20 protein-coding genes are annotated in these 26,003 nt (G+C 64.3%); 7 read left to right on the forward strand and 13 right to left on the reverse strand.

Annotated features, from left to right (window positions below):
- Positions 1–227: 227 nt before the first annotated feature.
- From DQ397_RS16330 to DQ397_RS16340, 3 genes are read right to left on the reverse strand one after another with little or no spacing between them, the layout of a single operon-like run.
- Positions 228–947 carry a cobalt-precorrin-6A reductase gene (locus DQ397_RS16330; protein WP_043207938.1) on the reverse strand — a complete coding sequence of 240 codons (720 nt, stop codon included), beginning with the start codon at positions 945–947 and terminating at the stop codon, positions 228–230.
- Positions 944–2,038 (reverse strand): cobalt-precorrin-5B (C(1))-methyltransferase, encoded by a 1,095-nt coding sequence (locus DQ397_RS16335; protein WP_043207936.1) that lies wholly within the window; start codon positions 2,036–2,038, stop codon positions 944–946. Before DQ397_RS16335 ends, DQ397_RS16330 begins: the two co-directional genes overlap by 4 nt.
- The gene (locus tag DQ397_RS16340) at positions 2,031–3,242 is read right to left on the reverse strand and encodes a bifunctional cobalt-precorrin-7 (C(5))-methyltransferase/cobalt-precorrin-6B (C(15))-methyltransferase (RefSeq protein ID WP_043207934.1); all 1,212 of its coding nucleotides are present in this window, start codon (positions 3,240–3,242) and stop codon (positions 2,031–2,033) included. The genes DQ397_RS16335 and DQ397_RS16340 overlap by 8 nt, the downstream gene beginning before the upstream one ends.
- 240 nt (positions 3,243–3,482) lie before the next feature.
- Here DQ397_RS16340 and cobG point away from each other — a divergent pair, with 240 nt between their 5' ends.
- From cobG to DQ397_RS16370, 6 genes are all read left to right on the forward strand, one after another.
- Positions 3,483–4,808 carry a precorrin-3B synthase gene (gene cobG / locus DQ397_RS16345; protein WP_043207932.1) on the forward strand — a complete coding sequence of 442 codons (1,326 nt, stop codon included), beginning with the start codon at positions 3,483–3,485 and terminating at the stop codon, positions 4,806–4,808.
- The gene (locus DQ397_RS16350) at positions 4,801–5,427 is read left to right on the forward strand and encodes a precorrin-8X methylmutase (protein ID WP_043207930.1); all 627 of its coding nucleotides are present in this window, start codon (positions 4,801–4,803) and stop codon (positions 5,425–5,427) included. Before cobG ends, DQ397_RS16350 begins: the two co-directional genes overlap by 8 nt.
- Positions 5,427–6,158, forward strand: coding sequence for a precorrin-2 C(20)-methyltransferase (locus tag DQ397_RS16355; RefSeq protein WP_043207927.1), 732 nt, complete (start codon positions 5,427–5,429; stop codon positions 6,156–6,158). The genes DQ397_RS16350 and DQ397_RS16355 overlap by 1 nt, the downstream gene beginning before the upstream one ends.
- Positions 6,146–7,867, forward strand: coding sequence for a precorrin-3B C(17)-methyltransferase (gene cobJ, locus DQ397_RS16360; protein WP_043207924.1), 1,722 nt, complete (start codon positions 6,146–6,148; stop codon positions 7,865–7,867). Before DQ397_RS16355 ends, cobJ begins: the two co-directional genes overlap by 13 nt.
- Positions 7,868–7,949: 82 nt before the next feature.
- A complete protein-coding gene (locus DQ397_RS16365; RefSeq protein WP_052352398.1) occupies positions 7,950–8,636 on the forward strand; it encodes a hypothetical protein in 687 nt (228 codons plus the stop codon).
- 82 nt (positions 8,637–8,718) lie between these two features.
- Positions 8,719–9,342, forward strand: coding sequence for a hypothetical protein (locus DQ397_RS16370; RefSeq protein ID WP_043207919.1), 624 nt, complete (start codon positions 8,719–8,721; stop codon positions 9,340–9,342).
- A 19-nt stretch (positions 9,343–9,361) separates the two neighbouring features.
- On the opposite strand, the gene DQ397_RS16375 is transcribed toward DQ397_RS16370, so the two are convergent.
- The 8 genes from DQ397_RS16375 to prmA form a co-directional block, all read right to left on the reverse strand.
- Positions 9,362–9,958: a MarC family protein gene (locus DQ397_RS16375; protein WP_043207917.1), complete on the reverse strand. Its 597-nt coding sequence runs from the start codon at positions 9,956–9,958 to the stop codon at positions 9,362–9,364.
- Positions 9,959–10,102: 144 nt separating this feature from the next.
- A complete protein-coding gene (locus DQ397_RS16380) occupies positions 10,103–12,874 on the reverse strand; it encodes a hybrid sensor histidine kinase/response regulator (protein ID WP_043207916.1) in 2,772 nt (923 codons plus the stop codon).
- A 132-nt stretch (positions 12,875–13,006) separates the two neighbouring features.
- Positions 13,007–14,299: a phosphoribosylamine--glycine ligase gene (gene purD / locus DQ397_RS16385; protein ID WP_043207915.1), complete on the reverse strand. Its 1,293-nt coding sequence runs from the start codon at positions 14,297–14,299 to the stop codon at positions 13,007–13,009.
- 182 nt (positions 14,300–14,481) lie between these two features.
- A complete protein-coding gene (gene purH, locus DQ397_RS16390) occupies positions 14,482–16,089 on the reverse strand; it encodes a bifunctional phosphoribosylaminoimidazolecarboxamide formyltransferase/IMP cyclohydrolase (protein ID WP_043207913.1) in 1,608 nt (535 codons plus the stop codon).
- Between the two features lie 77 nt (positions 16,090–16,166).
- Positions 16,167–16,487, reverse strand: coding sequence for a DNA-binding transcriptional regulator Fis (fis, locus tag DQ397_RS16395; RefSeq protein ID WP_008093076.1), 321 nt, complete (start codon positions 16,485–16,487; stop codon positions 16,167–16,169).
- Entirely contained in the window at positions 16,484–17,497 is a 1,014-nt protein-coding gene (gene dusB / locus DQ397_RS16400; RefSeq protein WP_043207912.1) for a tRNA dihydrouridine synthase DusB, read from the reverse strand. Before dusB ends, fis begins: the two co-directional genes overlap by 4 nt.
- A gap of 223 nt (positions 17,498–17,720) precedes the next feature.
- Positions 17,721–19,085: a DUF3426 domain-containing protein gene (locus tag DQ397_RS16405; protein WP_043207911.1), complete on the reverse strand. Its 1,365-nt coding sequence runs from the start codon at positions 19,083–19,085 to the stop codon at positions 17,721–17,723.
- A 41-nt stretch (positions 19,086–19,126) separates the two neighbouring features.
- Positions 19,127–20,005 carry a 50S ribosomal protein L11 methyltransferase gene (gene prmA, locus DQ397_RS16410; RefSeq protein WP_043207910.1) on the reverse strand — a complete coding sequence of 293 codons (879 nt, stop codon included), beginning with the start codon at positions 20,003–20,005 and terminating at the stop codon, positions 19,127–19,129.
- Between the two features lie 186 nt (positions 20,006–20,191).
- Between prmA and DQ397_RS16415 the strand changes: the two genes are divergently transcribed.
- Positions 20,192–24,094, forward strand: a complete 3,903-nt coding sequence (locus DQ397_RS16415; RefSeq protein ID WP_052352396.1) for a hypothetical protein — start codon at positions 20,192–20,194, stop codon at positions 24,092–24,094.
- A 56-nt stretch (positions 24,095–24,150) separates the two neighbouring features.
- On the opposite strand, the gene accC is transcribed toward DQ397_RS16415, so the two are convergent.
- On the reverse strand, positions 24,151–25,506 hold the full coding sequence (gene accC / locus DQ397_RS16420) for an acetyl-CoA carboxylase biotin carboxylase subunit (RefSeq protein ID WP_043207909.1): 1,356 nt from the start codon (positions 25,504–25,506) through the stop codon (positions 24,151–24,153).
- 17 nt (positions 25,507–25,523) lie between these two features.
- Positions 25,524–25,991 carry an acetyl-CoA carboxylase biotin carboxyl carrier protein gene (gene accB, locus DQ397_RS16425; protein ID WP_043207908.1) on the reverse strand — a complete coding sequence of 156 codons (468 nt, stop codon included), beginning with the start codon at positions 25,989–25,991 and terminating at the stop codon, positions 25,524–25,526.
- Positions 25,992–26,003 lie beyond the last annotated feature (12 nt).

Consider the following 26,003-nt stretch of genomic DNA (forward strand, 5'->3'; position numbering starts at 1 on the left):
GGGAGAGATCCGGTCAGGAATCAGGTGGCTATTGTAAGGGCGAGTATAGGTAAAAGTGCCGGGGTGCGGTGAAGTGCCGCAGGGGCAGCCCCCTGGAGACGGTACTGCGTGTCGCGCGGCAGAGCCCGCCCGACAAGGGGCACCGCTAAATTTGTGTGAGAGGGGATACCAGCAAGGACGTCAGGCCGCGCTTTCACGTGCCATGCTGGGACCCGATTTTCATTGGACTATGGCCTGATCGCAGCCATCAGATCAGCCACCTGATCGAAGACGCGATCCACCGCCGGCAACACCGGGCGCTTGAGCACCAGTACCGGTATGCCCTGTTCCCTGGCCACTTCCAGCTTGGGCTCGGTGGCTGTGCTGCCGCTGTTCTTGCTCACCAGCACATCGATCCGGCGCCGTTGGAACAAGGCGCGTTCGTCCATCAGGTTGAACGGTCCACGGGCGCCGATCACTTCGCAGCGCTCGTTGCCTGGGTAGGTTTCGAGGGCGCGTAGGGTCCAGAACTGGTGCGCGGGGATCTCATCGAGGTGTTGCAGGGGCTCGCGCCCCAGGGTGAACAGAGGGCGTTCGAAGGGGGTCAGGGCTTCGATCAGTCCGGCCCAGTCAGCGACTTCACGCCAGTCATCGCCAGGCTGCGCCTGCCAGGCCGGGCGGCGCAGAGCCCAGCAGGGGATGCCCGCGTAGCGTGCGGCCTGGGCTGCGTTGTGGCTGATTTGCGCGGCGTAGGGGTGGGTCGCGTCGATCAACAGGCTGATCTGCGCCTCGCGCAGATAGACCGCCAGGCCGTCGGCGCCGCCATAACCGCCGACGCGCACCTGGCACGTCAGATCCTGCGGGACGCGGCCGATGCCGGCCAGGCTATAGATATGCTCGGGCCCCAGCTGGCGGGCGATGGCCAAGGCTTCGGTGATGCCGCCGAGCAGCAGGATGCGCGGGCTCATTGCACACCCGCCTTGCCGACGATGCCGCCTTGGCGGTCGATGGCGAACACCTCGACTTGCACCTGCGCGGGCACCACGCTGCGCGCGAAGGCCAGGGCGTGGGCGCACACCGCATCGCCGAGCGGGACGCCGGCCGCGTGGGCCAAGGCCAGGGCCTGCTGACTGGTGTTGGCCGCGATGATCGCCGCTTGCAGGATGGCGTCGGCGCCGATGTCTGCCGCCCAGGCCGCCAATTGCGGCAGGTCGATGCTCGAACTGCGGCTGTGCAGGTCCATGTGCCCGGCGGCCAGCTTGCTGATCTTGCCGAAGCCGCCGCACAGGGTCAGGCGGGCGACCGGGACCTTGCGCAAATGCTTGAGCACCGCGCCGACAAAGTCGCCCATTTCGATCAGGGCGATTTCCGGCAGGCCGTAGACCTGGCGCATGGTGTCTTCGCTGGCATTGCCGGTACAGGCGGCGATGTGGGTATAGCCATTGGTGTGGGCGACGTCGATGCCTTGTTGGATCGAGGCGATGTAGGCCGAGCAGGAGAAAGGCCGGACGATGCCGCTGGTGCCGAGAATCGACAACCCCCCGAGGATGCCCAGGCGTGGGTTCATGGTCTTGAGGGCGAGCTGTTCGCCGTCGCGCACGTTGACCGTCACTTCGAAGCCACCACCATGGCCGCAGGCGTCGGCGAGCTGTTGCAGGTGCTCGCTGATCATCCGCCGTGGCACTGGGTTGATGGCAGGCTCGCCCACCGCCAGCACCAGGCCGGGACGGGTGACGGTGCCGACGCCCTGACCGGCGACGAAGCGCACGCCAGGCTGCTCGAGCAGCCGCACCTGGGTGTAGAGCAATGCGCCGTGGGTCACGTCCGGATCGTCGCCGGCATCCTTGATCGTGCCGGCCTCGGCACCGTTGTCGGTGCGGCGGCAGAACGCCAGGCGCAGGGTCACCTGCTTGCCCTTGGGCAGCGTGATACGCACGGCATCGTCGCATTCGCCGGTGAGCAGCAGGCGAGCCGCCGCCAGGCTGGTGGCGGTGGCGCAGCTGCCAGTGGTGAGGCCGCTGCGCAGGGGCGCGGCTTTTTCGCGGGTTTCTTCACGCATCGAGGGGCTTCACCACGTCGAGCAGGGTGATCGGCAGAGCCTGGCGCCAGGTATCGAAATTGCCCAACGGCTGGGCATGGGCCACGTGGATGCGGGTCAGTTCGCCGCCATGGGCTTCGCGGAAGTTGGCCAGCGCCAGCTCGCTTTGCAGGGTCACGGCGTTGGCGACCAGGCGCCCGCCGGGGCGCAGGCGCTCCCAGCAAAAGGGCAGCACGCCCTCGCGGGTCACGCCGCCGCCGATGAAGATCGCATCGGGCCGCTCGAGATCGGCCAGGGCCTGGGGCGCTTTGCCACGGATCAGTTGCAGGCCCGGTACGCCCAGGGCGTCGCGGTTGTATTCGATATGGCCTTGGCGGCCTTCATCGGCCTCGATGGCCAGCGTGCGGCAGCTGGGATGGGCGCGCATCCACTCGATGCCGATCGAGCCACAGCCGGCACCGACATCCCACAGCAGCTCGCCCGGTTGTGGCGCGAGGCGTGCCAGGGTGATGGCGCGCACATCGCGCTTGGTCAGTTGGCCGTCGTGACGAAAGGCGCTGTCGGGCAAACCGGTGACAGGCGATAGTCGTGGGGTGTCGATGGCGGCCTGGCAGTCGATGGCGATCACGTTGAGGTCGGCTGTACGCGCATGCGGCCAATCCTCGGCGGTGCCGCGCAGATGGCGCTCCTCGGCGCCGCCCAGATGCTCCAGTACATGCAGGCGGCTCGGGCCGAAGCCGCGTTCGCACAGTTGTCGGGCGACGGCTGCCGGGCTTTGGCCATCATTGCTCAATACCAAAAGGCGCATGCCGCTGTAGAGATGCGCGTTGAGCGCGGCCAGGGGGCGGGCGACGACCGACACCACCTGCACCTCCTGCAGCGGCCAACCCAGGCGCGCGGCAGCCAGTGCGCAGGAGGACGGCATCGACAGCACATGCAGCTCTTCGGCCGGCACCTGGCGGGCAAGGCTTGCGCCCACGCCATAGAACATCGGATCGCCGCTGGCCAATACACACACGGGCTCGCCGCGCAGAGCCAGGACCGGCGCCAGTGAGAAGGGGCTTGGCCAGTGCGAGCGTTCGCCGACCACGCAGCGTGGCAACAGGGCCAATTGGCGCGGACTGCCGAAGATCCGCGAAGCGCTCAGCAGCGCACGCCGGGCTTGCTTGCCCAGGCCGCTGAAACCGTCTTCGCCGATGCCCACTACTGTCAGCCAGGGAGTCATGTGTCTCGTTCCGCCATCTTTGGGGCCGCTTGGCGCCCTTCGCGAGTGAGCCCGCACTCACAGAAGCCGCACAGCCCAAGGGGGGCGGATGATCCTGTGGGAGCGGGCTCACCCGCGAAGAGGGCGACGCGGTCCGGAATTTCTGCTCAATCGCAGTCAATGCTCGACCGTCGGCTTTTCATGCCGCCGGACAAAGCAGGCATAATACCGCGCCTTCTACACTCAAGCGCATTTTCAAGATTGCCGGACGCCCCCTTGAATCAGCCTCTCGTCCCTGCCGTGTCACCCCGCCCCTCGGCTTGCCCGGGGTTGTGGCGCATCGTCGCGGCCCGTGACGGTGGCATCTGCCGGATCAAACTCCCCGGAGGCCTGCTGCTGGCCGACCAGGCCGAGGCTGTGGCGACGGCGGCAGAGCGTTTCGCGGGCGGCGTGATCGAGGCGACCAATCGCGGCAATCTGCAAATCCGCGGCATCGGCGCGGACCACGCTGGCCTGATCGAGCATCTGTTGGCCGCCGGCCTCGGCCCGCGCGAAGCAGCAGGCGACGATGTGCGCAATGTGATGCAAAGCCCGCTGGCCGGGCTCGACCCTGACATGCTCATCGACACGCGCCCCTTGTCCGAGCAATTGCTGCATCTGCTGGAGACCACCCCGCGCTTGCATGGACTGTCGGCCAAGTTCGCTGTGCAGCTCGATGGCGGCGAGCATCTGGCAATGCTCGAACACCCTCACGACCTGTGGCTTTCGGCAATGATGCTCGACGGCCGCGCCTGGTATGCCTTCGGCTTGGCCGGCTGTCCGGCCAGTGGCCAGGTCCTGGGCGCCGTGCCGGCCGAGCATGGGCTAACGCTGGTTCATGCCGTGCTGGAGCGCTTCCTGGACCTGGCCGAGCCAGCGCAGTCGCGAATGCGCCAGTTGCTCAAGGACTGCCCCGCTGAACGTTTCGTCGACAGCCTGGGCCTGGAGATTCGGCGCGATGGCGCAGTGCTGGGTTGGCGGCGTGCGCCGGCCACTGGCGACTGGCTGGGGCCGCTGCCTCAACGCCAAGGCATGGCCTGGGGTGTCGCCCCGCCATTGGGCCGGTTGACTCCGGTCATGTTGCGCAGCCTCGCCAGGCTGGCCCGTGATGCCGGTGACGGCAGTCTGCGCGTGAGCCCCTGGCAGAGTCTCGTTTTGCCCAATGTCGACCTGGCGATGATCGACCGGGCCGAGCTGAACTGTCTTGGGCTGATCTGGGATGCCGGCCAGCCCTTGGCCCGCCTGACCGCCTGCACCGGCGCCCCCGGCTGTGCCAAGGCCCTGGCCGATACCAAGGCCGATGCCCTGATCATCGCTTCCTTGCTGCAAAAAGGTGGCCCCGGCAGTGTGCATGTTTCCGGCTGCCTGCGTTCCTGTGCCGTGGCTCATGTCGCCCCGGCCACCTTGCTGGCCCGCTCTGCGGGCCGTTATGACCTGTATTTGCGCGACGCGAACCAGCCAGGCTTCGGCAGGCTGCGTGCGCGCGACCTTTCCCCAGAAGAAGCAGGCGCCATGCTCGACCTGCCGACGGAGCACCTTGATGATTGACTACATCCGCGATGGTCAGGAGATCTATCGCAATTCCTTCCGGATCATCCGCGAGGAAGCCCGGCTCGAGCGGATCCCCGCCGACCTGGAGAAACTCGCCGTGCGGGTGATCCATGCCTGCGGCATGGTCGATGCCATCGATGGGTTGCAATTTTCCGAAGGCGCCGGCACTGCAGGTCGACAGGCGCTGGCCAACGGTGCGCCGATCCTGTGCGACGCGCACATGGTCGCCGAAGGCGTGACCCGTGCGCGCCTGCCGGCCAACAACCAAGTGATCTGCACCCTGCGCGACCCCAGCGTGCCCGACTTGGCCAAGAAGTTGGGCAACACCCGCTCGGCGGTGGCGCTGGAACTGTGGCGTCCGCATCTGGAAGGCAGCGTGGTGGTGATCGGCAATGCGCCGACCGCGTTGTTCTACCTGCTGGAAATGCTCGATGCCGGTGCGCCCAAGCCTGCGCTGATCCTTGGTTTCCCGGTCGGTTTCGTGGGCGCGGCGGAGTCCAAGGCGATGCTGGCCGCCGACAGCCGTGGTGTGCCGTTCGTGATCATGCAGGGCCGTCTGGGCGGCAGCGCGATGGCCGCCGCCGCGGTCAACGCCCTGGCCACGGAGGTGGAATGATGCAGCCACGCGGACGTCTGTTCGGCCTGGGCGTGGGCCCCGGTGACCCCGAGCTGATCACGGTCAAGGCCCTGCGCCTGCTGCGCGAGTCGCCTGTGGTCGCCTACTTCGTGGCCAAGGGCAAGCGCGGCAATGCCTTTGGCATCATCGAAGCGCACCTGCAGCCTGAGCAGACCTTGATGCCACTGGTGTACCCGGTGACCACCGAGGTGCTGCCCGAGCCACTGTCCTATGAGCAGGTGATCAGCGACTTCTATGACGAAGCCGGCGTGCAGGTGGCCGAACACCTGGATGCCGGTCGCGACGTGGCGGTGATCTGCGAGGGCGACCCGTTCTTCTACGGTTCCTACATGTACCTGCACGACCGCCTGGCCCAGCGCTACGAGACCCAGGTGATCCCAGGCGTATGCTCGATGCTCGGTGGCGCCTCGGTGTTGGGCGCGCCACTGGTGTATCGCAACCAGAGCCTTTCGGTGCTTTCCGGCGTGCTGCCCCATGAGGAGCTCAAGCGTCGCTTGGCCGATGCCGATGCGGCGGTGATCATGAAACTGGGGCGCAACTTCCCCAAGGTGCGCCAGGTGCTCGGCGAACTGGGCCTGGCTCAACGCGCGCTGTATGTCGAGCGCGCGACCATGGCCAACCAGAAGATCGTGCCGCTCGATGACGTGGACCCGCAGTCCTCGCCGTACTTTTCCTTGATCGTCGTACCGGGTGAGAAATGGCAGGGATGAACATCGGCAAGGCACCCGCAATCGTCATCCTTGGCCCCGGCAGCCTGGCGACGGCGCAGCGCATCCAGCTGTGTTATCCACAGGCGAAGATCCTGGGCCTGGCGGGTCGGGTGGAGGGCGTGGACGCTCACTATGAACATTTCGGTGACACCCTGCGCCAGCTCTACCAGCAGGACACCCCGATCATCGCCCTGTGCGCTGCCGGCATCGTGATCCGCACCCTGGCCAGCCTGCTCACCGAAAAAGGCGCCGAGCCGCCGGTATTGGCCGTGGCCGAGGACGGCAGCGCTGTGGTGCCGCTGCTCGGCGGCCTGTCGGGGGTCAATGTCATGGCCCGGGCGATTGCCCAGGCGCTGGACGTGGCTGCGGCCATCACTACCAGCGGCGAGCTGCGCTTCGGCACTTGCCTGCTCAATCCCCCCGAGGGCTACGCCCTGGCGGACCTGGAGCAGGGCAAGCGTTTCGTCTCCGACCTGCTCGCGGGCGAGTCGGTGCGGGTCGAAGGCGATGCGCCCTGGCTCGACCAGGCGCAATTGCCGCAGCACGACCAGGCCCGGCGCATCATCCGTGTGGGATGCGAAGCGCGTCCGGCCTGCCGTGACGAGCTGCTTATCCATGCCCGCTCGGTGTTGGTGGCGGTCGACGGCGCGGCGCCTGATCTGGCAGAGCGCGTGCCTCAGGCGTTGGCCGAGGCAGGTATCGCCCAGGCCGCGTTGGCCTGCCTGTTGGCCGATGAGCACTACATGGCCGAGCCAGCCTTGCACGAGGCGGCCCAGGTGTTGGGTGTCGCCCTGCGTTTCGCGCCAGCGGCTGGGCGCCTGTCCGAGCAGGTCGAGCAGGCCGTGCCAGGGGCGCGCCTGATCGAGCAGGGCGATGTGGTGATCGCCGTGGCACCAGCGCCGATCGAGCCGGCCCAGGTCGGTCGCGGCCGTGGCCGCCTGGCAGTGATCGGCCTCGGCCCCGGCGCGGCCGACCTGATGGTGCCTGCGGTCAAGGCAGAGCTGGCGCGGGCACAGGATGTGCTCGGCTATGAAACATACGTGCGCATGGCCGGCCCGTTCCGCGCCGACCAGGTGTTGCATTGCACCGACAACCGCGAAGAGATGCAGCGTGCCCGGCACGCCTTCGAGCTGGCAGCCGAAGGGCGTTCGGTGGTCGTGGTGTCCTCGGGTGATCCGGGCGTGTTCGCCATGGCGGCTGCCGTGCTCGAAGCCTTGCACGAATCCAGCGACCCCGCCTGGCACCGGGTGGACCTGCAGATCCTGCCCGGCGTCTCGGCATCGCTGGCCACCGCTGCCCAGGCCGGTGCGCCGCTGGGGCATGACTTCTGCGTCATGTCCCTGTCGGACAACCTCAAGCCCTGGTCGATCATCGAAAAGCGACTGGACCTGGCCGCCCAGGCCGATCTGGTCCTGGCTTTCTACAACCCTATCTCCAAAGCTCGCCCGCACCAGTTGGGGCTGGCGCTGAGCGTCGTTCGCAAGCACCGCGAGGCGAGTACGCCCGTCGTGCTGGGCCGTGACATCGGGCGCCCGGGGCAGTCGCTGCGGGTGGTCACCCTGGGCGAGCTGGTGCCGGCGATGGTGGACATGCGCACGATGGTACTGATCGGCTCCTCGACCACCTGTACCTTCCCACGCGCAAACGGCGGCGAATGGGTCTATACCCCGCGTTGGTACCCGCTTAAGCCCAACCTCCTGGAAGCATGACCTGCTGAACTACTCATCCCTACATGCATAGTCTTCGAGTCCTACCCGGTATCCGCCGGGTTCCGACTCAAGGATTTGCATGATGAACGACAAACTGATTACCGATACAAACTCCGCCGCTGTGGTGGAGCAATCGCTGATGACATTCGCTGCTGGGATGAGCCTGCAGAATCGCATCGATGTCATGAGCTCCTACCAGTTCGCATCGCTGGTCGCCTCCAAACTTTATGACAGCGAAGACCAGAGCGAGCAGTGGTACAAGCAGAACCTCAAGGTCATGGAAGACCTGGGCTGGCTAACAGTGCGCCGTACCTACGAGCGTGAACACTCCGGCGAGCAATCGCTCGTTCTTGGCGCCATCGCCTTCAAGGCGATGAAGGTTGTGGGCCAGGCTGTCTTCGGCGGCCCCGTCACTGAGGCGATTAGCAAGATCGCCGAGTCGGCGCTTGATGGGCTGGGAAAGTTCACCGAAGCCCAAGAACTCTTCAAGCGCAACTTCAAGGATAAAATGGCGGGCACTGTTGGCTTGACGGCTTGTCTCGAGACGGATGACGGGCGGCTGATGATGGTGCAAACCGCAGTCAGTACCAAAGGCATGGTACGGGATCTGGACACGATCGCGTTCGAGTGGAAAAACAACGCTGCCTACCACTACTCGGGTACCGCGTTTCTGACGTTCAACACCCAACACTACGCCCGCGTGCGCGAGCATGTGGAAAAGCGGCTGGGTGATCGCCGATTCGACAATGTACTGCAATACGATTTCTGACGCCCGGTACCTGCTTTGCGCGTAGCGTCTGTAGGTACTACGTGGGAAGCATGCCTTGTACGGCCCAACGAGGATATGCATCGTGAACAAGCATCGAGCTGCAGTGGCAGGTAGCAGCCTGGTCGCTTTCCTGCCAGGCATCACCTTGGCGCAGCGCCAAGCGGTTTTGTCGGCAGCGCTGATGGCGGAGCGGGTGACGCGTACCGACCATGACGAGGGGCTGGTGACCGACTGGTTCAGCCATTACCGCAGGCAACTGCAGTTTTATGGTTGGGACGCGGTATCGGCGCAGCAGGTTCATTGGCCTGAACTCGAGCGCCCCGGCATAGTCAATGCCGCGCTGCGCCGTATAGAAGCCACGGCCGGTGAACGTTATTCGACCGCCGTGAAGCTAGCGATGAACGGTTTGGCCTTGAACGACTGGCCGCTGTTGAATTTTGAGCAGCGCACTCGTGAGCGCGGAGTATTCCAACTACTACCCTGTGCTCCCGGGAAACCCGGATATGTTGATCTGGTGCTTTACCACGAGCGTTGTGAGACCGAAACGCTGGGTACTGGATTTCTGTTTCGCAACCGGCAGGAAACCCGGGTTCAGGCCGAGCTCGTCCGTTTCAACACGCGCCTGTTCGATCAGCAGTTTCGTGAGTTGGTGGAAAGGCGCCTGGAGAAGATCGCCCGGCAGCAGATCCTTTCCTTCGAAATTTGAGACCATGGGCTCATTCCGGTCAGGGCACCAGATAACCTTTGATCCCAGTGAAGATGATCTGTGCGGCCAGGGCGCAGACGAACAGCCCCATCAGGCGGCTGACGATCTGCAGGCCTTGGTCGCCCAGGATCCGCTCGATGCGGTTCGACAGATACAGCACCAAGCCAACCGTGAAGCTCGCCAGCGCGATACTGACGATGGCCAGCAGCTTGTCGTCCCAGTGCGGTTGGCCAACGCCCATCACCAGCAACGCACCGATGGTGCCGGGGCCGACGGTGAGCGGGATGGTCAGCGGAACGATGGTCACGTCCTGTTGCACGTTGTCAGCCTGGACCGCTGCCTTGCCCTGGGCCATGCCCAGCGCCGAGATGAACAGCACGCTGCCGGCGCCGATACGGAAGGCGTCGGGGGTTATGCCGAATACGCCGAAGATGGCACGTCCGAACAGGTAGAGCACCACGCTGGCCACCAGTGCCGCGATGGCCACACGCCAGGCAAGCTGCTTGCGCTCCTTGCTGGAGTAGCCGCGGGTCAGGCTGATGAAGCAGGACAGCACGAAGAATGGGCTGTAGAGCACGAGCATTTTCAGGTAGACGCTGAACAACTCATGGAGCATGGCGCAAATCCATGGCGGTGAGGGTGTGGGCAAGTGTATCAGGCGCAATGGCGGCGCGGCTTGCGAGGCTCTCATGCACGAAGCAGGCGGCGCGGTGGATGGCTGCGGCGCAGGCGACACAGCAGCGTTGTTCCTTCAGGGATCTCACGGAGTCTGCAAACGGTCCGAGGCCGCGGCCCGCTTGCTGGCCCAGAACTGGATCAGCTCGCGCAATTGCGACAGCTCCACCGGCTTGGCCATGTGCCCATCCATGCCGGCCTGGCGCGCGCGATCCTTGTGTTCGGTGAGGATATGCGCGGTCAATGCAACCACCGGGGTGCGCTCGCGTTGGTTGGCGGCTTCCCAGGCGCGTAGCTGCTCGGTGGCGGAGAAGCCATCGAGCACTGGCATCTCGCAGTCCATCAGCACCAGATCATAACGCTGCGCTTTCATGGCGCGCAGGGCTTCCTCGCCATTGCTGGCGGTATCTGGTTCGAGGTTGAGCTTGCCGAGCATGCCGCGGATGACCTTGGTGGAAATGCTGTTGTCCTCGGCGACCAGCACACGGAAGTCGCTGGGCAGGTCCAATGGCGGAGGTGGGCCGGGCAGTGTAGGGGCAGGCGGCTGCTCGCGACCGCGCAGGGCGAGCTCTTCGGCCAGCGTGGTCTTGAGGGTATAGCCGGCCACAGGCTTGGCCAGGATGCGCTTGACCCCGGCATTGCGGGCGATGATCTTGCTCGGCGCATTGCTGATGCCGGTGAGCATCACCACCAGGATGTCGTGGTTCAGGCTCGGATCTTCCTTGATCTTGGCCGCCAGCTGCATGCCGGTCATACCGGGCATGTTCTGGTCCAGCAGCACGGCGTCGAAGTAATCGCGCAGGTGCGCCTTGGTGCGCAGCAGGGCGAGCGCTTCCTTGCCCGAAGGCACGGCGCTGACGTTCATGCCCCAGGCACTGCACTGCTGCACCAGGACTTTGCGGCAGGTGTCGTTGTCGTCCACCACCAGCACGCGAGCGTCGCGCAGCGGGCCATCGAGGTCGGCCGGCGGCTGCTCCAGGCGCGAGGGGTCCAGCGGCAAGGTCAGCCAGAGGGTGTTGCCCATGCTGGTGCTGCTCTTGATGCCGAATTCGCCCTGCATCAGGCCGATCAGCTGTTTTGCGATGACCAGCCCCAGATGGCCGCCGAGCTTGTTGCTGGAAAGGAATTGATGGCTGTGCAACTGGGCTTGCAGCAAGGCTTCACGCTCGGCGGCGGGCATCGACTCGCCGCTGTCCTGCACGGCGATGCGCAGGCGTGGCAGGTCGCCGCGCTGGTCCAGGGCCACCACCAGCAGGATCTCGCCTTGCTCGGTGTTCTTCAGGGCATTTTCCAGCAGGCTCGACAGCGCCTGGCGCAGTCGGGTCGGGTCTCCGCTGATGACTCGTGGCACCTGGGGCTGGGTGAAGCTGATCAGCTCGATGTTCTGCTGTTCGGCCTTGGCCCGAAAAATATTCAGGCAATCCTCGATCAGGGCATTGAGGTCGAACTGCACATCATCCAGCTCGATCTGTCGGGATTCGAGCTTGGAGATGTCGAGGATTTCATTGATCAGCGTGAGCAGTTCGTTGCCGGCGCTGTGGATGGTCTGCACATAGTCGCGCTGCTTGACCGACAACGGCGTGCCCAGCAGCAATTCGGTCATGCCCAGCACCCCATTCATGGGGGTGCGGATCTCGTGGCTGATCTTGGCCAGGAACTCGGCCTTGGCGTTGATCTCGGCATCGCTGGCAGCCAATGCGCGGCTGGCGCGGAAGCGCTCCTCGCTGATGCGGCGCAGCCGTTCGCTGACCGACAGGTTCAGCAGCAAGCCGCTGGCCACGGTCAGCCCCATCAGGATGAACAGCAGCCATGGGGTCGAGGTGCGCGTCAGGCCCAGCAAGGCCGGCAGCAGCACCAGACCGCCCAGGTTGAATATCAGCATGGCCACGGCGAACAGTCGCGCAGGGCCGTAGCCCTTGTACCAGTGGTAGGCACTGACCAGCAGCATGGTCACGCTGCCGAGCGCGAGCAGGGCGTAGGTCATCAGGTTCAGTGGCAGGGTGTCCACGAACAGCAGCACCAGGCCGCTGACCGCGACGATCAGCATTTCTGCATGCAGCAGCCGGTTGCAGCGGATCGAGCTGCAGGGGGTGAAGAAATGCTGGGTGAAATACAGCCCGGCCAGCCCGGCCAAGACCAAGGTCAGATAGGCGGCGGGGGTCTGGGCGCTGTGCCACAGCTGCCACCAGGGGCCGCTGAGGTTCAGCAGGATCAAGGCGCTGAGCAGCATCAGGCCGTGGTAAAGGGCCAGGATCAGCGTGGTGCTCGAGCGGGTGTAGAGGAAGCGGATCAGGTTGTGCAGGATCAGCATCACCAGACCGCCGAACAGCAGGCCGAACAGCAATGGGCGCGTCTGGTCGGCCGCGGCCCAAGCCGCAGGCTCAAGGCTGATGGCCGGACGCAACTGGTGTTCGGATACCAGTCGCAGGTAGATGTCCAGCGCGCGCGGGCTGTTGGGCAGCGGCAGCAGGTGGTCGCTGCTGCGCAGCGTCGGGCTGGCATTACCGCCTTGACGACCATGGTGCAGCTGGCGAACGAGCTTGTCGCCATCCAGCGCGTAGAGGTCCAGGCGTGAAAGGTCGGGTGCGAAGACCCGCAGCAATTGCTCCTGCTCACCTGGCTCGAGCCGGTAGTGCAGCCACAGCGCCTGGTCGGCGGGGGCGGCATCGAGTTCGAACAGTTGCAGAGGACTGAACTGGTTGCGGTAGCGGTCCGAGCGGATATCGCTCAGTTGCAGGTTGGCCTGTTCGTCGAGCAGAACGCTCCAGCCTCCACCTTGTTCGGCCGAGGCCGGGGGAAGGCAGAGCAGCGTCAGCAGGCTGACGATCAGGGCAATGGCAATCCGAAGCCGACGCAAGACGAGATCCCTTCCTAGCCGTTGTGCAGGATAACTATGCGCGGGGCGCCAAGACGAAGGCAAGGCCCCGGCGGGGCCTTGTCGACGAGCCGGAGGCCGTGAGCCAGGGGCGTCACGGCGATCCGTTGCAGCTTACTGGTGCTCGCCACGCTCGCGGGCGATCGCACGGTAGCCGATGTCGGTGCGGTAGAAGCTACCGTCCCAGTCGATTTGCTCGGCCAGGCGATAAGCCTGTTGCTGGGCGGCCTCGACGGTGGCACCCATGGCAGTGGCGCAGAGCACACGGCCACCGGCGGTCACGACCTTGCCGTCCTTGAGCGCGGTGCCGGCGTGGAAAACCTTGCCCTCGAGCTTGGCGGCAGCGTCCAGGCCGTTGATCACGGCGCCTTTGGCGTAGTCGCCCGGATAGCCGCCGGCGGCCAGTACCACGCCCAGGCTCGGCTGCGGGTTCCACTGGGCCTCGACCTTGTCCAGGGCCTTGGCGAAAGCCGCCTCGACCAGCAGCACCAGGCTCGACTCCAGGCGCAGCATGACCGGCTGGGTTTCCGGGTCGCCGAAGCGGCAGTTGAACTCGATGACCTTGGGGTTGCCCGCCTTGTCGATCATCAGGCCCGCATAGAGGAAGCCGGTGTAGACGTTGCCTTCCTCGGCCATGCCGCGCACGGTCGGCCAGATCACTTGGTCCATCACGCGCTGGTGCACATCGGCGGTGACGACCGGAGCCGGGGAGTAGGCGCCCATGCCGCCGGTGTTCGGGCCAGTGTCCTTGTCGCCGACGCGCTTGTGGTCCTGGCTGGTGGCCATCGGCAGCACGTTGTGGCCATCGACCATGACGATGAAGCTGGCTTCCTCGCCGTCGAGGAACTCCTCGATGACCACACGCGAACCGGCATCGCCAAAGGCATTGCCGGCGAGCATGTCACGCACGGCGGCTTCGGCTTCCTCGAGGGTCATGGCGACGATCACGCCCTTGCCCGCAGCCAGGCCGTCGGCCTTGATGACGATCGGCGCGCCCTTTTCCTTGAGGTAGGCCAAGGCCGGCTCGATCTCGGTGAAGTTCTGGTAGTCGGCGGTCGGAATCTTGTGACGGGCCAGGAAGTCCTTGGTGAAGGCCTTGGAGCCTTCCAGCTGGGCTGCGCCCTTGGTCGGGCCGAAGCAGTCCAGGCCACGACTGCGGAACAGATCGACCACGCCGGCCACCAGCGGGGCCTCGGGGCCGACGATGGTCATCTGCACGTTCTGCTCGGCGAAGTCGGCCAGTTGCTCCAGGGCAGTGACGTCGATGGCGACGTTCTCGCACTTGGCCTCGATAGCGGTGCCGGCGTTGCCCGGGGCAACATAGACTTTCTCGACGCGTGGGTCCTGGGCGACTTTCCAGGCCAGGGCGTGCTCACGGCCGCCGCTGCCGATGATCAAAACTTTCATGTCAAAACCTCGAATTCTTTCGGACGGGAGGCAAAGCCTCACGCTGTACGAGGTCGCAATGAAGCAGGTAGATGCAAGGCGGGGTCGGTTCCGATGAGCGGAGTTGCCTTCTGGCAATGAGCATCAGCGGAACCGGCCCCAACGCAGCAGATGCCTGCCTCAGTGCGGCCGATTGCCGTAAATCAGTGGCGGAAGTGGCGCATGCCGGTGAATACCATCGCAATGCCAGCTTCATCGGCGGCAGCGATAACCTCGGCATCACGCATCGAACCACCTGGCTGGATCACGGCGGTGATACCCACTTTAGCCGCATTGTCGATGCCGTCACGGAACGGGAAGAAGGCGTCCGAGGCCATGACCGCGCCCTGAACCTGCAGGCCGGCGTGCTCGGCCTTGATGGCCGCGATGCGGGCGGAGTTGACGCGGCTCATCTGGCCGGCGCCCACGCCGATGGTCTGACGCTGCTTGGCGTAGACGATGGCGTTGGACTTGACGAACTTGGCCACTTTCCAGGCGAAGACCAGGTCGTGGATTTCCTGCTCGGTCGGGGCGCGCTTGGTCACGACCTTCAGGTCGTCGGCACCGATCATGCCGATGTCGCGGCTCTGTACCAGCAGGCCACCGTTGACGCGTTTGAAGTCCCAACCAGCGGCGCGCTCGGCTGGCCACTCGCCGCACTCCAGCAGACGCACGTTCTGCTTGGCAGCCACGACTTCGCGGGCAGCCTGGGAGATTTTCGGCGCGATGATCACTTCGACGAACTGGCGATCGACGATGGCCTTGGCGGTTTCGCCGTCCAGTTCGCGGTTGAAGGCGATGATGCCGCCGAACGCCGACTCGGTGTCGGTGGCGTAGGCCAGGTCATAGGCCTTGCGGATGCCGCCTTCGTCCTCCGGTACCACGGCCACGCCGCACGGGTTGGCGTGCTTGACGATGACGCAGGCCGGCTTGACGAAGCTCTTCACGCACTCGAGCGCCGCATCGGTGTCGGCCACGTTGTTGAACGACAGCTCTTTGCCCTGCAGCTGGATAGCGGTGGAGACGCTGGCTTCGCCCTTCTTGGCCTCGACGTAGAACGCCGCGCTCTGGTGCGGGTTCTCGCCGTAGCGCATTTCCTGGGCCTTGACGAACTGGCTGTTGAAGGTGCGCGGGAACTCGCTGCGGCCTTCGGTGGACAGGGTGTCCTTGGCCTGGTCGATGGTGCCCATGTAGTTGGCGATCATACCGTCGTAGGCGGCAGTGTGCTCGAAGGCCTTGAGCATCAGGTCGAAGCGCTGGGCGTAGGTCAGGCCACCGGCCTTGAGGTTTTCCAGGACGCTGGCGTAGTCGCTTGCGTTGACCACGATGGCGACGTCCTTGTGGTTCTTCGCCGCGGAACGGACCATGGTCGGGCCGCCGATGTCGATGTTCTCGATGGCGGTCGGCAGGTCGCAGCCTGGCTTGGCGATGGTCGCCTCGAACGGGTACAGGTTGACGGCGACCAGGTCGATCGGCTTGATGCCGTGCTCGTTCATGATGGCGTCGTCGATGCCGCGGCGGCCAAGGATGCCGCCGTGGATCTTCGGATGCAGGGTCTTGACCCGGCCATCCATCATTTCAGCGAAGCCGGTGTAGTCGGCCACTTCCACCGCGTTCACGCCGTTGTCCTTGAGCAGCTTGTAGGTGCCGCCGGTGGACAGGATCTCGACGCCCAGCTGTTGCAGTTCACGGGCGAATTCGAGGATCCCGGTCTTGTCGGAGACGCTGATCAGGGCGCGGCGGATCGGCAGGCGGGTAGTCTGGTCGGTCATTTCGGATTCCATAACGCGGTGGTTTCAGCAAAAAAGGCGCCTCTTGGGAGAGCCGCCTTTTCTGATTGGGATTCGGATTACAACAGATCGTACTGCTTGAGTTTCTTGCGCAAGGTGCCACGGTTGAGCCCGAGCATCTCGCTGGCCTTGGTCTGGTTGCCCTTGACGTAGTTCATCACGCTTTCGAGCAGCGGTGCCTCGACTTCCGACAGCACCAGGTTGTAGACGTCCGTGACGGTCGCGCCTTCCAGGTGGGCGAAGTAGTTGTGCAGCGCCTTCTCCACGCTGTCGCGAAGGGTCTGGCCCTCTTCGCTCGGCGTATTGAGGTGCTGTTTCAGGTTGGCGTTGTCGCTCACGGGCGTTGTTCCACTCACTAATGTCTCGGTCATCATCGTCATGCGGCCACCCCTTGTCCGTCCTCTGTCTCAAGGCTCTCTCGACGTTCGCAAAAGAACGCGCGAACGTTGGCGCACTGCGCTTGTGTGTCTTCCAGCGCGTTGAACCGGGCGCGAAACTCCTTGGCGCCAGGTCGTGTTGCCAGGTACCAGCCCACATGCTTGCGGGCGATACGCACGCCCATCACATCGCCATAGAAGGCATGCAGTGCAGCCAGGTGCTCCAGCAGAATGTGTTCCACTTCATCCAGCGCCGGGGCAGGCAGGTGCTCGCCCGTGCGCAGGTAATGCTCGATCTCGCGGAAAATCCACGGCCGCCCCTGGGCGGCACGGCCGATCAGCAGGCCGTCGACGCCGGTGGCGTCCAGCACCGCCCGGGCCTTTTCCGGCGACGTGATGTCGCCGTTGGCGAAAACCGGGATCGACACCGCCTGCTTGATCGCCGCGATGGTGTCGTACTCGGCTTCGCCGGTATACAGATCGGCGCGTGTACGGCCATGGACCGCAAGCGCCTGGATGCCGGCCTGTTCGGCGATCTTCGCCACGGTCAGGCCGTTCTTGTTCGCCCGGTCCCAGCCGGTGCGGATCTTCAGGGTCACCGGAACGTCCACCGCGCCGACCACGGCGTGGAGGATTTCGCTGACCAAGGCTTCATCTCTCAATAAAGCAGAGCCTGCCGCCTTGTTGCAGACTTTTTTTGCCGGACACCCCATGTTGATATCGATGATCTGCGCGCCGGCCTCGACATTGGCCTGGGCCGCCGCGGCCAGCATCTGCGCATCGCCACCGGCGATCTGCACCGAGCGAGGCTCGGGATCGCCTTCATGGATGCGGCGCAGGCGCGATTTGCGGCTGTTCCACAGGCTCATGTCGCTGGTCACCATCTCCGAAACCACCATGCCGGCGCCCAAGCGTTGGCAAAGTGTACGGAAAGGCTGGTCCGTCACCCCGGCCATGGGGGCGAGGATCAGGTTGTTTCGCAGTGTGTAAGGGCCGATGCGTACCGCCGACATAGGTGTTCCCTGTTGTGGGGCCGAATCATGGGAGTCCGAAAAAGGGTTGGCATGATACCCGCTCTCGATGACTGGATAAAGATGAATCTGGATAAAATCTGAACAGCTGCGGGCTTATAACGAGACGCTTCTAGCTGCAAGGTTCAAGCCGCAAGCTTCACGCCAATCGTTGATTGGCCTGCGTTTTTCTTGTGGCTTGAAGCTTGCTAACGAGCGCTGCTTTTCATTCCGGCGAGCGGAAGCTCAGGCTGTAATTAACGGCCTTCGGGCCGGGATCGAGGATGTCCAAGGCGATATGGATGGGGGTCTGGCTGGGCATCTCGCCGCGCCCGGCCAGCTCACCCGACAGGTACTCGCTGGGCTTGAAGCGACGGCTGGCGATCAACTGGCCGTTGAGGTCGGCAAAGCGCAGCTCCAGCAGTGGGAAAGGTTGGGCGAACGGCGCGCGGTTGTAGATGATCGCATCGACGATCAGGGCTCCCTTGAAGTCCGGGTGGCTGCGCACCACCAGGTTGCTGCTCTTGATGCGGGAGATGTCGACGCGGGTCGGCACTGTGCAGCCGAGCATCGGGCACAGCTGCTGGAACCAGGGACGGTACTGGTCCTGGCGGGCCATTTCATCGAAGTGGTAGGCGATGTACTGGAAGGCCAGCAGCCCTGCGGCCAGCAGGGTCAACAGGCCCCACAGCAGGCGCTTGAACCCGTTTGGCTTGGCCTTTTGCCAGTCGAGCTGCAATGGGTCGTCCACCACATGCACCAGCGGCTCCTTGCGGGAAGGACGTTCGGCCTTGGCGGCCAGCATCGGCTCCGGCCGCTCATCATGCAGATCGTCTGGCTCGTCGTCATCACGTGCAGACAGGCGCAGGCTGCCGGGTTCGTCGTCGTCGCGGGCAGAGAGGCCTTTCTCAGGGATGTCGTCGTGGATCGAGAGTGGTGCCAGCGGCGCGTCGGCAAGGACGTCGCGCGGCGCGTCCTGGGTGAGTGGGCGAGGCTCGTCGTCGTCCAGGTCCAGGCCGCCCAAGGTCGGCTCGGTGCGTTCGCCGGGTGCCGGCTCGAGGTCCAGATCGAGGGTTTCCTGTTCGACCAGCACGGGGGCAGGCGCTTCGGCGGAAGGCGGCTCCGGCACATGATCGGTGGCGGTGCCGAAGGGCTCGTGCGCGTGCTCATCGTGGCGATGGTCATCGCGGCGGGCCTGCAAGGCCTCTTCACGTGATGGCGCCTGGCGCTCCCGGTGGGGTTCGCGACGCTCGAGACGGGCGAGTTCCTGGTCCAGGTCCAAATCATCCAGCGCTTGTGCGGTGACCGCCCAATCGTCCTGTTGCGGGCTCGGTGCCGGCTGCGCAGGCACGTCCTGAGGCGGCAGGGCCGGCTCCGGTTGCGCGACCGGGGCTGGCGCTGGTGCTGGTGGCGGGCTAGCCGCCTCAGACGTGTCGGCGCTCCGGTTCTGCTCCAGCAACTGCTTGGCAGCGTTGAACACCTGCAGGCAGTGGCCGCAGCGCACCACACCGCGCGCCATGCTCAATTGCTGGTAGGTGACGCGAAAGCTGGTCTGGCAATGAGGGCACTGGGTGACGAAACTGTCGGTCATGCGGCAATCCGGGCTATGCAGGTGGTTAAGTCTAGGTGGGCCTAGCGGCGGCGACCACTGATGCGTACCCAGCCGTCGCGCACGACGATTGGGTCCAGATCGAAGTCGGCAGCATAGGCAGCGGCTACTTCGTCGCCCTGCTCGGCAAGGATGCCCGACAAGGCCAGCAGGCCTCCGGGGCGGACCAGGCCGGACAGTTGCGGGGCCAGCGAGACCAGCGGGCCGGCCAGGATGTTGGCGACCAGGACGTCGGCTTGCATGGCGGGCATCTGCTCGGGCAGGTAAAGGGCCAGTCGCTCGTCGGCGATGCCGTTGCGCTGGGCGTTGTCACGCGAGGCTTCGATGGCCTGCACGTCGATGTCGGTGCCGATCGCCTCGCGGGCGCCCAGCAGCAGGGCAGCGATGGCGAGAATCCCCGAACCGCAGCCAAAGTCCAGGACTTGGGTGCCTTCGAGCTGCTGGCCGTCCAGCCACTCCAGGCACAGGGCGGTGGTCGGGTGGGTGCCGGTGCCGAAGGCCAGGCCTGGGTCCAGCAGCAGGTTGACCGCGTCTTTTTCCGGGGCCTCGTGCCAGCTTGGCACGATCCACAGGCGCCGGCCGAAGCGCATGGGCTGGAAGTTGTCCATCCAGCTGCGCTCCCAATCCTGGTCTTCGATCACTTCGGCGTGGTGCTCGGGCAACTCGGCGCCGGTCAGCAGGCGCAGGTGGGCGAACACCGCTTCGGGTTCGGCGTCAGCCTCGAACAGGGCCAGCAGGTGAGTGTGCGACCAGAGCGGAGTGGTGTTGAGGTCCGGTTCGAAGATGGGCTGGTCTTCGGCGTCCATGAAAGTCACCGAGACGGCGCCGACTTCGAGCAGGGCGTCTTCGTAGGTTTCGGCTTGGTCTGGGCTGATGGCCAGGCGAACTTGCAGCCAGGGCATGGCGGGCACCTTTGGTAAATCGACAGGGGCAGCCCAGGGCTGCGCGTAGCCTGGCAGTTTACTTGAGTGCGTGGGGTTTGTGCATTCCGTGCATTGGCGGTTTCCGGCGCGGGTAGTTGCTTGCTACCGCATGTCGGTCGGTGTCCAGACCAATCCTTGGTGGCTTCTCAATCAGGATTGATCGTCATGAGTGCATCCGTTTCGCCACCTGTCTCCACGACCAGCTCGCCTATCCTTGAGCGCCTCATTGTCTGGGCCGAGCATTTCCAGCGACGGCTGAACGATCAGTCAACCTTCTTCGAGGTCGCCGAGAACAATCTTCTGGTGGAGTTGAAAACCCATTACAGCGACGCTATCGATCCGCGTTTGCCGCACGACCTGCTCGATGCGGCGCTGCAACATCGAATCGATCAGAGGCCGCTGGTATTCGATGCGCAGTTGCACGCGCCTTATCGTCCGGATGGGCGTGTCGTTCAGGAAATACCCGAGACGCGCCGGGATGTCATGGTCCAGCTCGTGGAAAGCGCAAGCACCCGGCTTCTGGATAATTACCAGGATTACCTGACCCGTTACTGGCAGGTGGCGCCCCAGGGGCTTGTGCAGCGGCAAGCGTATCTCGTCCGTGTTGCCGAGCGAGTGGAAGCGCATTGCCAGAGCATCAAGGCCACGCTGGAGTCGGCAGCGCTTCTCGACATGTCGGTGGAGAGGCTGCGTGCGCAGCTCGGTGAGCACGAACACCAGTGGCATGAGCAGTTGGCGTTATCAAGCTTGGCTACCGAAGCCGAGCGTGAAGCGGTCGATGGCGTGACCAAATCCCACTCTCCACATTGGTACAAATTGCTGGATGAAAGCCAGCGCGCTTGTCTGGAGAAGGCTTGGGAAGACTGGCAGGATGCGCAGGACCAAGCGGGTCGCGCACTGGGCGATGTGCGTTCGCTGCAGCGCCACGCCAGTCGCTGTGCGCAAGACTATCTGGACGAGCATTTTGACGCACCGCTGCTCGCTGACCGGATTACATTCAAGCGGCGAAGGCGAGGCGCCTCACTGCAGGACGGGAAATCGCTGAGCTTGACGGAGCTGGTGGCGGAAGGGGCGCTGAATATCGACCAGCTATATGAGCTCAGTGATATCACCAACACCTCGCTTTTGTGCCCGCCACCGAGCGCAGCGCAGATTCGCGAGTTGGCGGCCAGCGTCGATGCCAAGGCAACCTACCTGCCAGCGCTGACCAAGCGCCACGAAGCAGCCGAGGTCAAGCAGGCGCTGTTCGATGCCTATGATTTCGGCCTGAAGTACAGCGCGCAACGCGCCGTGTATGCAGGGCATCTGCAGGACGCTCATCATGCCCGGTTGTCATCCCTGCGGCAGGGCAATCAGGCTGAGTGGGAGGTCAGTGCCATCGAGCTGTTCGACGGCATGGTTTGCAGTGACCTGTTGGTGTTCTTTCGTAGCCAAGAACGCGTCTTGGACAGCCTGTTCTTGTATGCGCCAGCAAAGCCGGACGGACAGGAGTGGATCGAGCTCAGCTCCCTTCGCATGCTCAGCGCCGAGATTGGCGGCTGGATGAAAGAGGCGGCTGGCCAAGACTACCTGCTGTCGCAATTGCCCGGGGAGCAGCGCGACAGGGCTGTCTTGGAAATCAAAAACATCCAGTCACTGCCCGCTGCATGGGATCTGACCCGCGATCTTCGCAGCGCGAGCCGGGGTTATCAGGCTTGTATCGAAGAAGGCGTTCGGGCGCGCATGACGATACGCGAGCATGAAGTGCAGGCCAGCGAGTCGCCTCGTTGGTACAGCGTGCTGGGCATTGAAGAGCGTCGGGTGATCAACCTGCTTTGCAACGAGGCCCGTGGCGCTGAGCAGGCGTTCATCGAGGTGCTGAAAGACTATGAGAGTTTTCAGGACTTTGCCCGACGTACGGTGGGCGAAGCCATCAAGCCGTATCTGGTAAAGCAGGGCATCACCGATCCGGTGGCACCGGAATCGATCGTCTTCGACTTGAGCACGACATTGGCCGATGGGACGACACGTTCTGTCAATCTGCTCGACGTGGTCTGCTATGGCTATGACGACAATTCGGGTATCGACCACCCGAAGCGAGGCGTGCGCTCGCTTGTCGGTCAGGACCTATCTGCGCTGCGAAGCGCCGACCTTGCCCGATACGCGCGTGGTGCCTATGTGGGAGAAAAGTACATTGCTCATGTGCGTGAGCGCTTCCTGCTGGCCGGTTCGGTGGAGTATGCGAACTACCAGCAGCTGTTCGGGAGCGCCCTGCTGAGCGGCATGGATCGTGACTTGCGAGTTGCGCATGGTCGCGCAGAGATCGATCTTGAGACCTACGAGGCGCTGACGCGTCTGGTCACTGAACTGGGACGCACGCTAAGAAAAGAGAAGGCAAGCGGGTCTTCCGAACAAGTGGCCGATCACGATGGGATCTTTCGGCTGACCATCGAGGGGTACGTCATCCTGGGGTGCTATGTGTTCCGCCACATCCAGGAGGGGAAAGCCCAGGACTGGCTGTATGCGCCGGCGGAGCCGAACGGTCGTTTGTTCAGCCGATACAGCACACTGGGGCATGAGATGTCAGGGGTGGCAAACGATTACCTGCTTGCGCGGGCGCCTCTGGCGGGCAGGCGCAAGGTCGAACAACGCCTGATTGCCCTGGCTTCGGGCAGTGCCTCCCGAGATTCACTGCGCGGCCTTCAGCACGTCATCACCATCGCTGCTGAATACGAGGCCTATATCGAACATGCGCTGGCGGATGTCGATGAGGTGACGAGCAGCCACTTCGAGGTGATTCGCACGCAAGTCGCCAAGGGGCTGTTGTACGCGCTGGTGCCGCTTTCTCTCGTCTCGCCGCCGTTCGCAGCGTTGCTGGGCGCCTATTTTGTCGCGGCGCCGCTGCGCTCGGCGATTATCGCCCACACGCGCAAGGACACCGCGCATGCCCTGCAACAGTGGTTGCTCGCCTCTTGGGGTTTGTTGGGGCTGATGATCGTGCTGCCAGGGTTTTCGCTCAGAGCGGTCAGGTCGTTGCTGGACGAAACACGGCACATGCTGGCGATCAAGCAAGTGTCCTCTGCCAGCTGCAGGCGCGCTCCTTCGATGCGTTTGGACAAGCGGTGGGCGGTCAAGGGTGAGCCGGCGAACCTTCAGGAAGTCACCGAGGCGGGCATCTGGCAAGGCACCTACCGCGGCGGCGCATCAAGCGAGGCGCCTGGGGTCCGGCACTTCGTCCGCCACCAGGGGCGGTACTTCCAGGTCGAGAGGGACGTGGAACATGGCACGCTGCGCGTGATCAAGGCCAACCGGCCCGACAGTCTTCACCGGGAGGCCATCGTCCGCAGTGCAGATGGTCGCTGGGTGGCCAATAGCACAGGCCTGCGCGGCGGCAACACCGTGCATGACTTAGGGCGGATCACCGACGTGCGGCAAGTCGCCCAGGGTACGAGCCCTGATCCGCTTCGCGGAGCGCTGCAGGGCGAAGCGGTGGTCGGGCGGCTGTCGGCCTGCAGCGCGGACAACTACCTGTTCACGCTCAATGTGCAGAGCTGCGTGGCCGTTTCGCTGTACAACCCGGCAACCAAATGGGGCGCTGTCATCCACTTCGACCATAACATCCGCGGGCTCATCGAACGCGCGATCCGGGACGTTCTGTCTCGCATCCAGAGTGCCGGAGCAGGGGAGGTGCGTGCCGTGATGGCGGGTGGAGATTGGTTGGGAGGGACGAGCATCGGCGAACCGATCCGGTCAGTGCTCAGGCGCCAGGGGATATCCGCGCAGTGGGACCATTGGTCGTACTCTTCATGCTTTGGCAAGACCTATGGCATGACATTGGACTTGGGCACCGGTGTGACCCAGGTCTATACCACCTCCGGCGACTTGGTAGCAGGCTTGTACGATCCGATTCTGCGTGGAGCACGCGCGGGTGCCGCGGGTATCAGCGGCAGGGCTGGCCGAGTGCTAGCGCGAGTCAGGGCCGAACCGTTGTACCAGTTGCGCAGCGGCCAGGTCAGCGATGGCGCGGGTCGTGTCTACAGGACCAGCGAGTACGAGTACAACGCCATCGCGATTCATCTGGTGTCCTGACCACCCAATAAAAACCCCGGCACTGGGCCGGGGTTTCTTGCATCACGCTAACGCGATCACTCCTGGTTGGCCAGTTTGTGCTCGAGGTAGTGGATGTTGACGCCGCCTTTGCAGAAACCTTCATCACGCACCAGGTCGCGGTGCAGTGGAATGTTGGTCTTGATGCCGTCGACGACGATCTCGTCCAGGGCATTGCGCATGCGAGCCATGGCCTCGTCGCGGTCCTTGCCGTAGGTGATCAGTTTGCCGATCAGCGAGTCGTAGTTCGGCGGAACCGAGTAACCGCTGTACAGGTGCGAATCGACGCGAACGCCGTTGCCGCCCGGGGCGTGGAAGTGCTTGACCTTGCCTGGGCTCGGAATGAACTTCTTCGGATCCTCGGCGTTGATACGGCACTCCAGCGCGTGACCACGGATGACCACGTCTTCCTGGCGGATCGACAGTTTGTTGCCAGCGGCGATGCTGAGCATCTCCTTGACGATGTCGATGCCGGTGACCATTTCCGAGACCGGGTGCTCGACCTGGACGCGGGTGTTCATCTCGATGAAGTAGAAACGGCCGTTCTCGTACAGGAACTCGAAGGTACCAGCACCGCGGTAGCCGATCTCGATGCACGCGTCGACGCAACGCTTGAAGACTTCCTGACGGGCCTTCTCGTCGATGCCTGGCGCTGGCGCTTCTTCCAGGACCTTCTGGTGACGGCGCTGCAGCGAGCAGTCGCGATCGCCCAGGTGGATGGCGTTGCCCTGGCCGTCGGACAGGACCTGGACTTCCACGTGGCGTGGGTTGGTCAGGAACTTCTCCAGATAGACCATCGGGTTGCCGAAGGCGGCACCGGCTTCGGTACGGGTCAGCTTGGCCGAGGCGATCAGGTCCTCTTCCTTGTGCACCACGCGCATGCCGCGACCACCACCGCCACCGGCGGCCTTGATGATCACCGGGTAGCCGACGTCGCGGGCGATCGCCAGGGCGACCTCTTCGTCTTCCGGCAGCGGGCCGTCAGAGCCTGGCACGGTCGGTACGCCGGACTTGATCATCGCGTCCTTGGCCGAAACCTTGTCGCCCATCAGGCGAATGGTGTCGGCTTTAGGGCCGATGAAGGCGAAACCGGACTTCTCCACCTGCTCGGCGAAGTCGGCGTTTTCCGCCAGGAAGCCGTAACCCGGGTGGATGGCGGTGGCGCCTGTCACTTCGGCAGCGGCGATGATCGCCGGGATGTGCAGGTAGGAATCCTTGGACGATGCAGGACCGATGCAGACCGACTCGTCTGCCAGGCCCAGGTGCATCAGTTCGCGGTCGGCCGTGGAGTGAACAGCGACGGTCTTGATACCCAGCTCTTTGCAGGCACGCAGGATCCGCAGGGCGATTTCCCCGCGGTTGGCGATCAGGACTTTTTCGAGCTTCCCAGACATCGTTGGCTCTCCGCGGTTCAAACGATGGTGAACAGCGGCTGGTCGAACTCAACCGGCTGACCGTCTTCCACCAGGATGGCGTCGATGACACCGCCGATCTCGGCTTCGATGTGGTTCATCATCTTCATGGCTTCGACGATGCACAGGGTGTCGCCTTTCTTCACGGTCTGACCGACTTCAGCGAAGTTGGCCGAGGTCGGCGAAGGCTTGCGGTAGAAGGTACCGACCATTGGCGAGCGAATCACGGTGCCTTTGAGGGCTGGAGCGGCAGCGGCGGCTTCGGCGGCCGGGGCAGCGGCAGCGACTGGCGCGGCAGCGGCGACAGGGGCAGCGGCCGGAGCCGGGGCGGCGAAGTACTGGGCGCCGGCCGGGGTCTTGCTGTGACGGCTGATGCGAACGGACTCTTCGCCTTCCTTGATCTCCAGTTCGTCGATGCCAGACTCTTCCAGCAGTTCGATCAGCTTCTTGACTTTACGGATATCCATTAATCATCAACT

The sequence above is a fragment of the Pseudomonas sp. CK-NBRI-02 genome, from assembly GCF_008124495.1.
Classification (GTDB): domain Bacteria; phylum Pseudomonadota; class Gammaproteobacteria; order Pseudomonadales; family Pseudomonadaceae; genus Aquipseudomonas; species Aquipseudomonas guariconensis.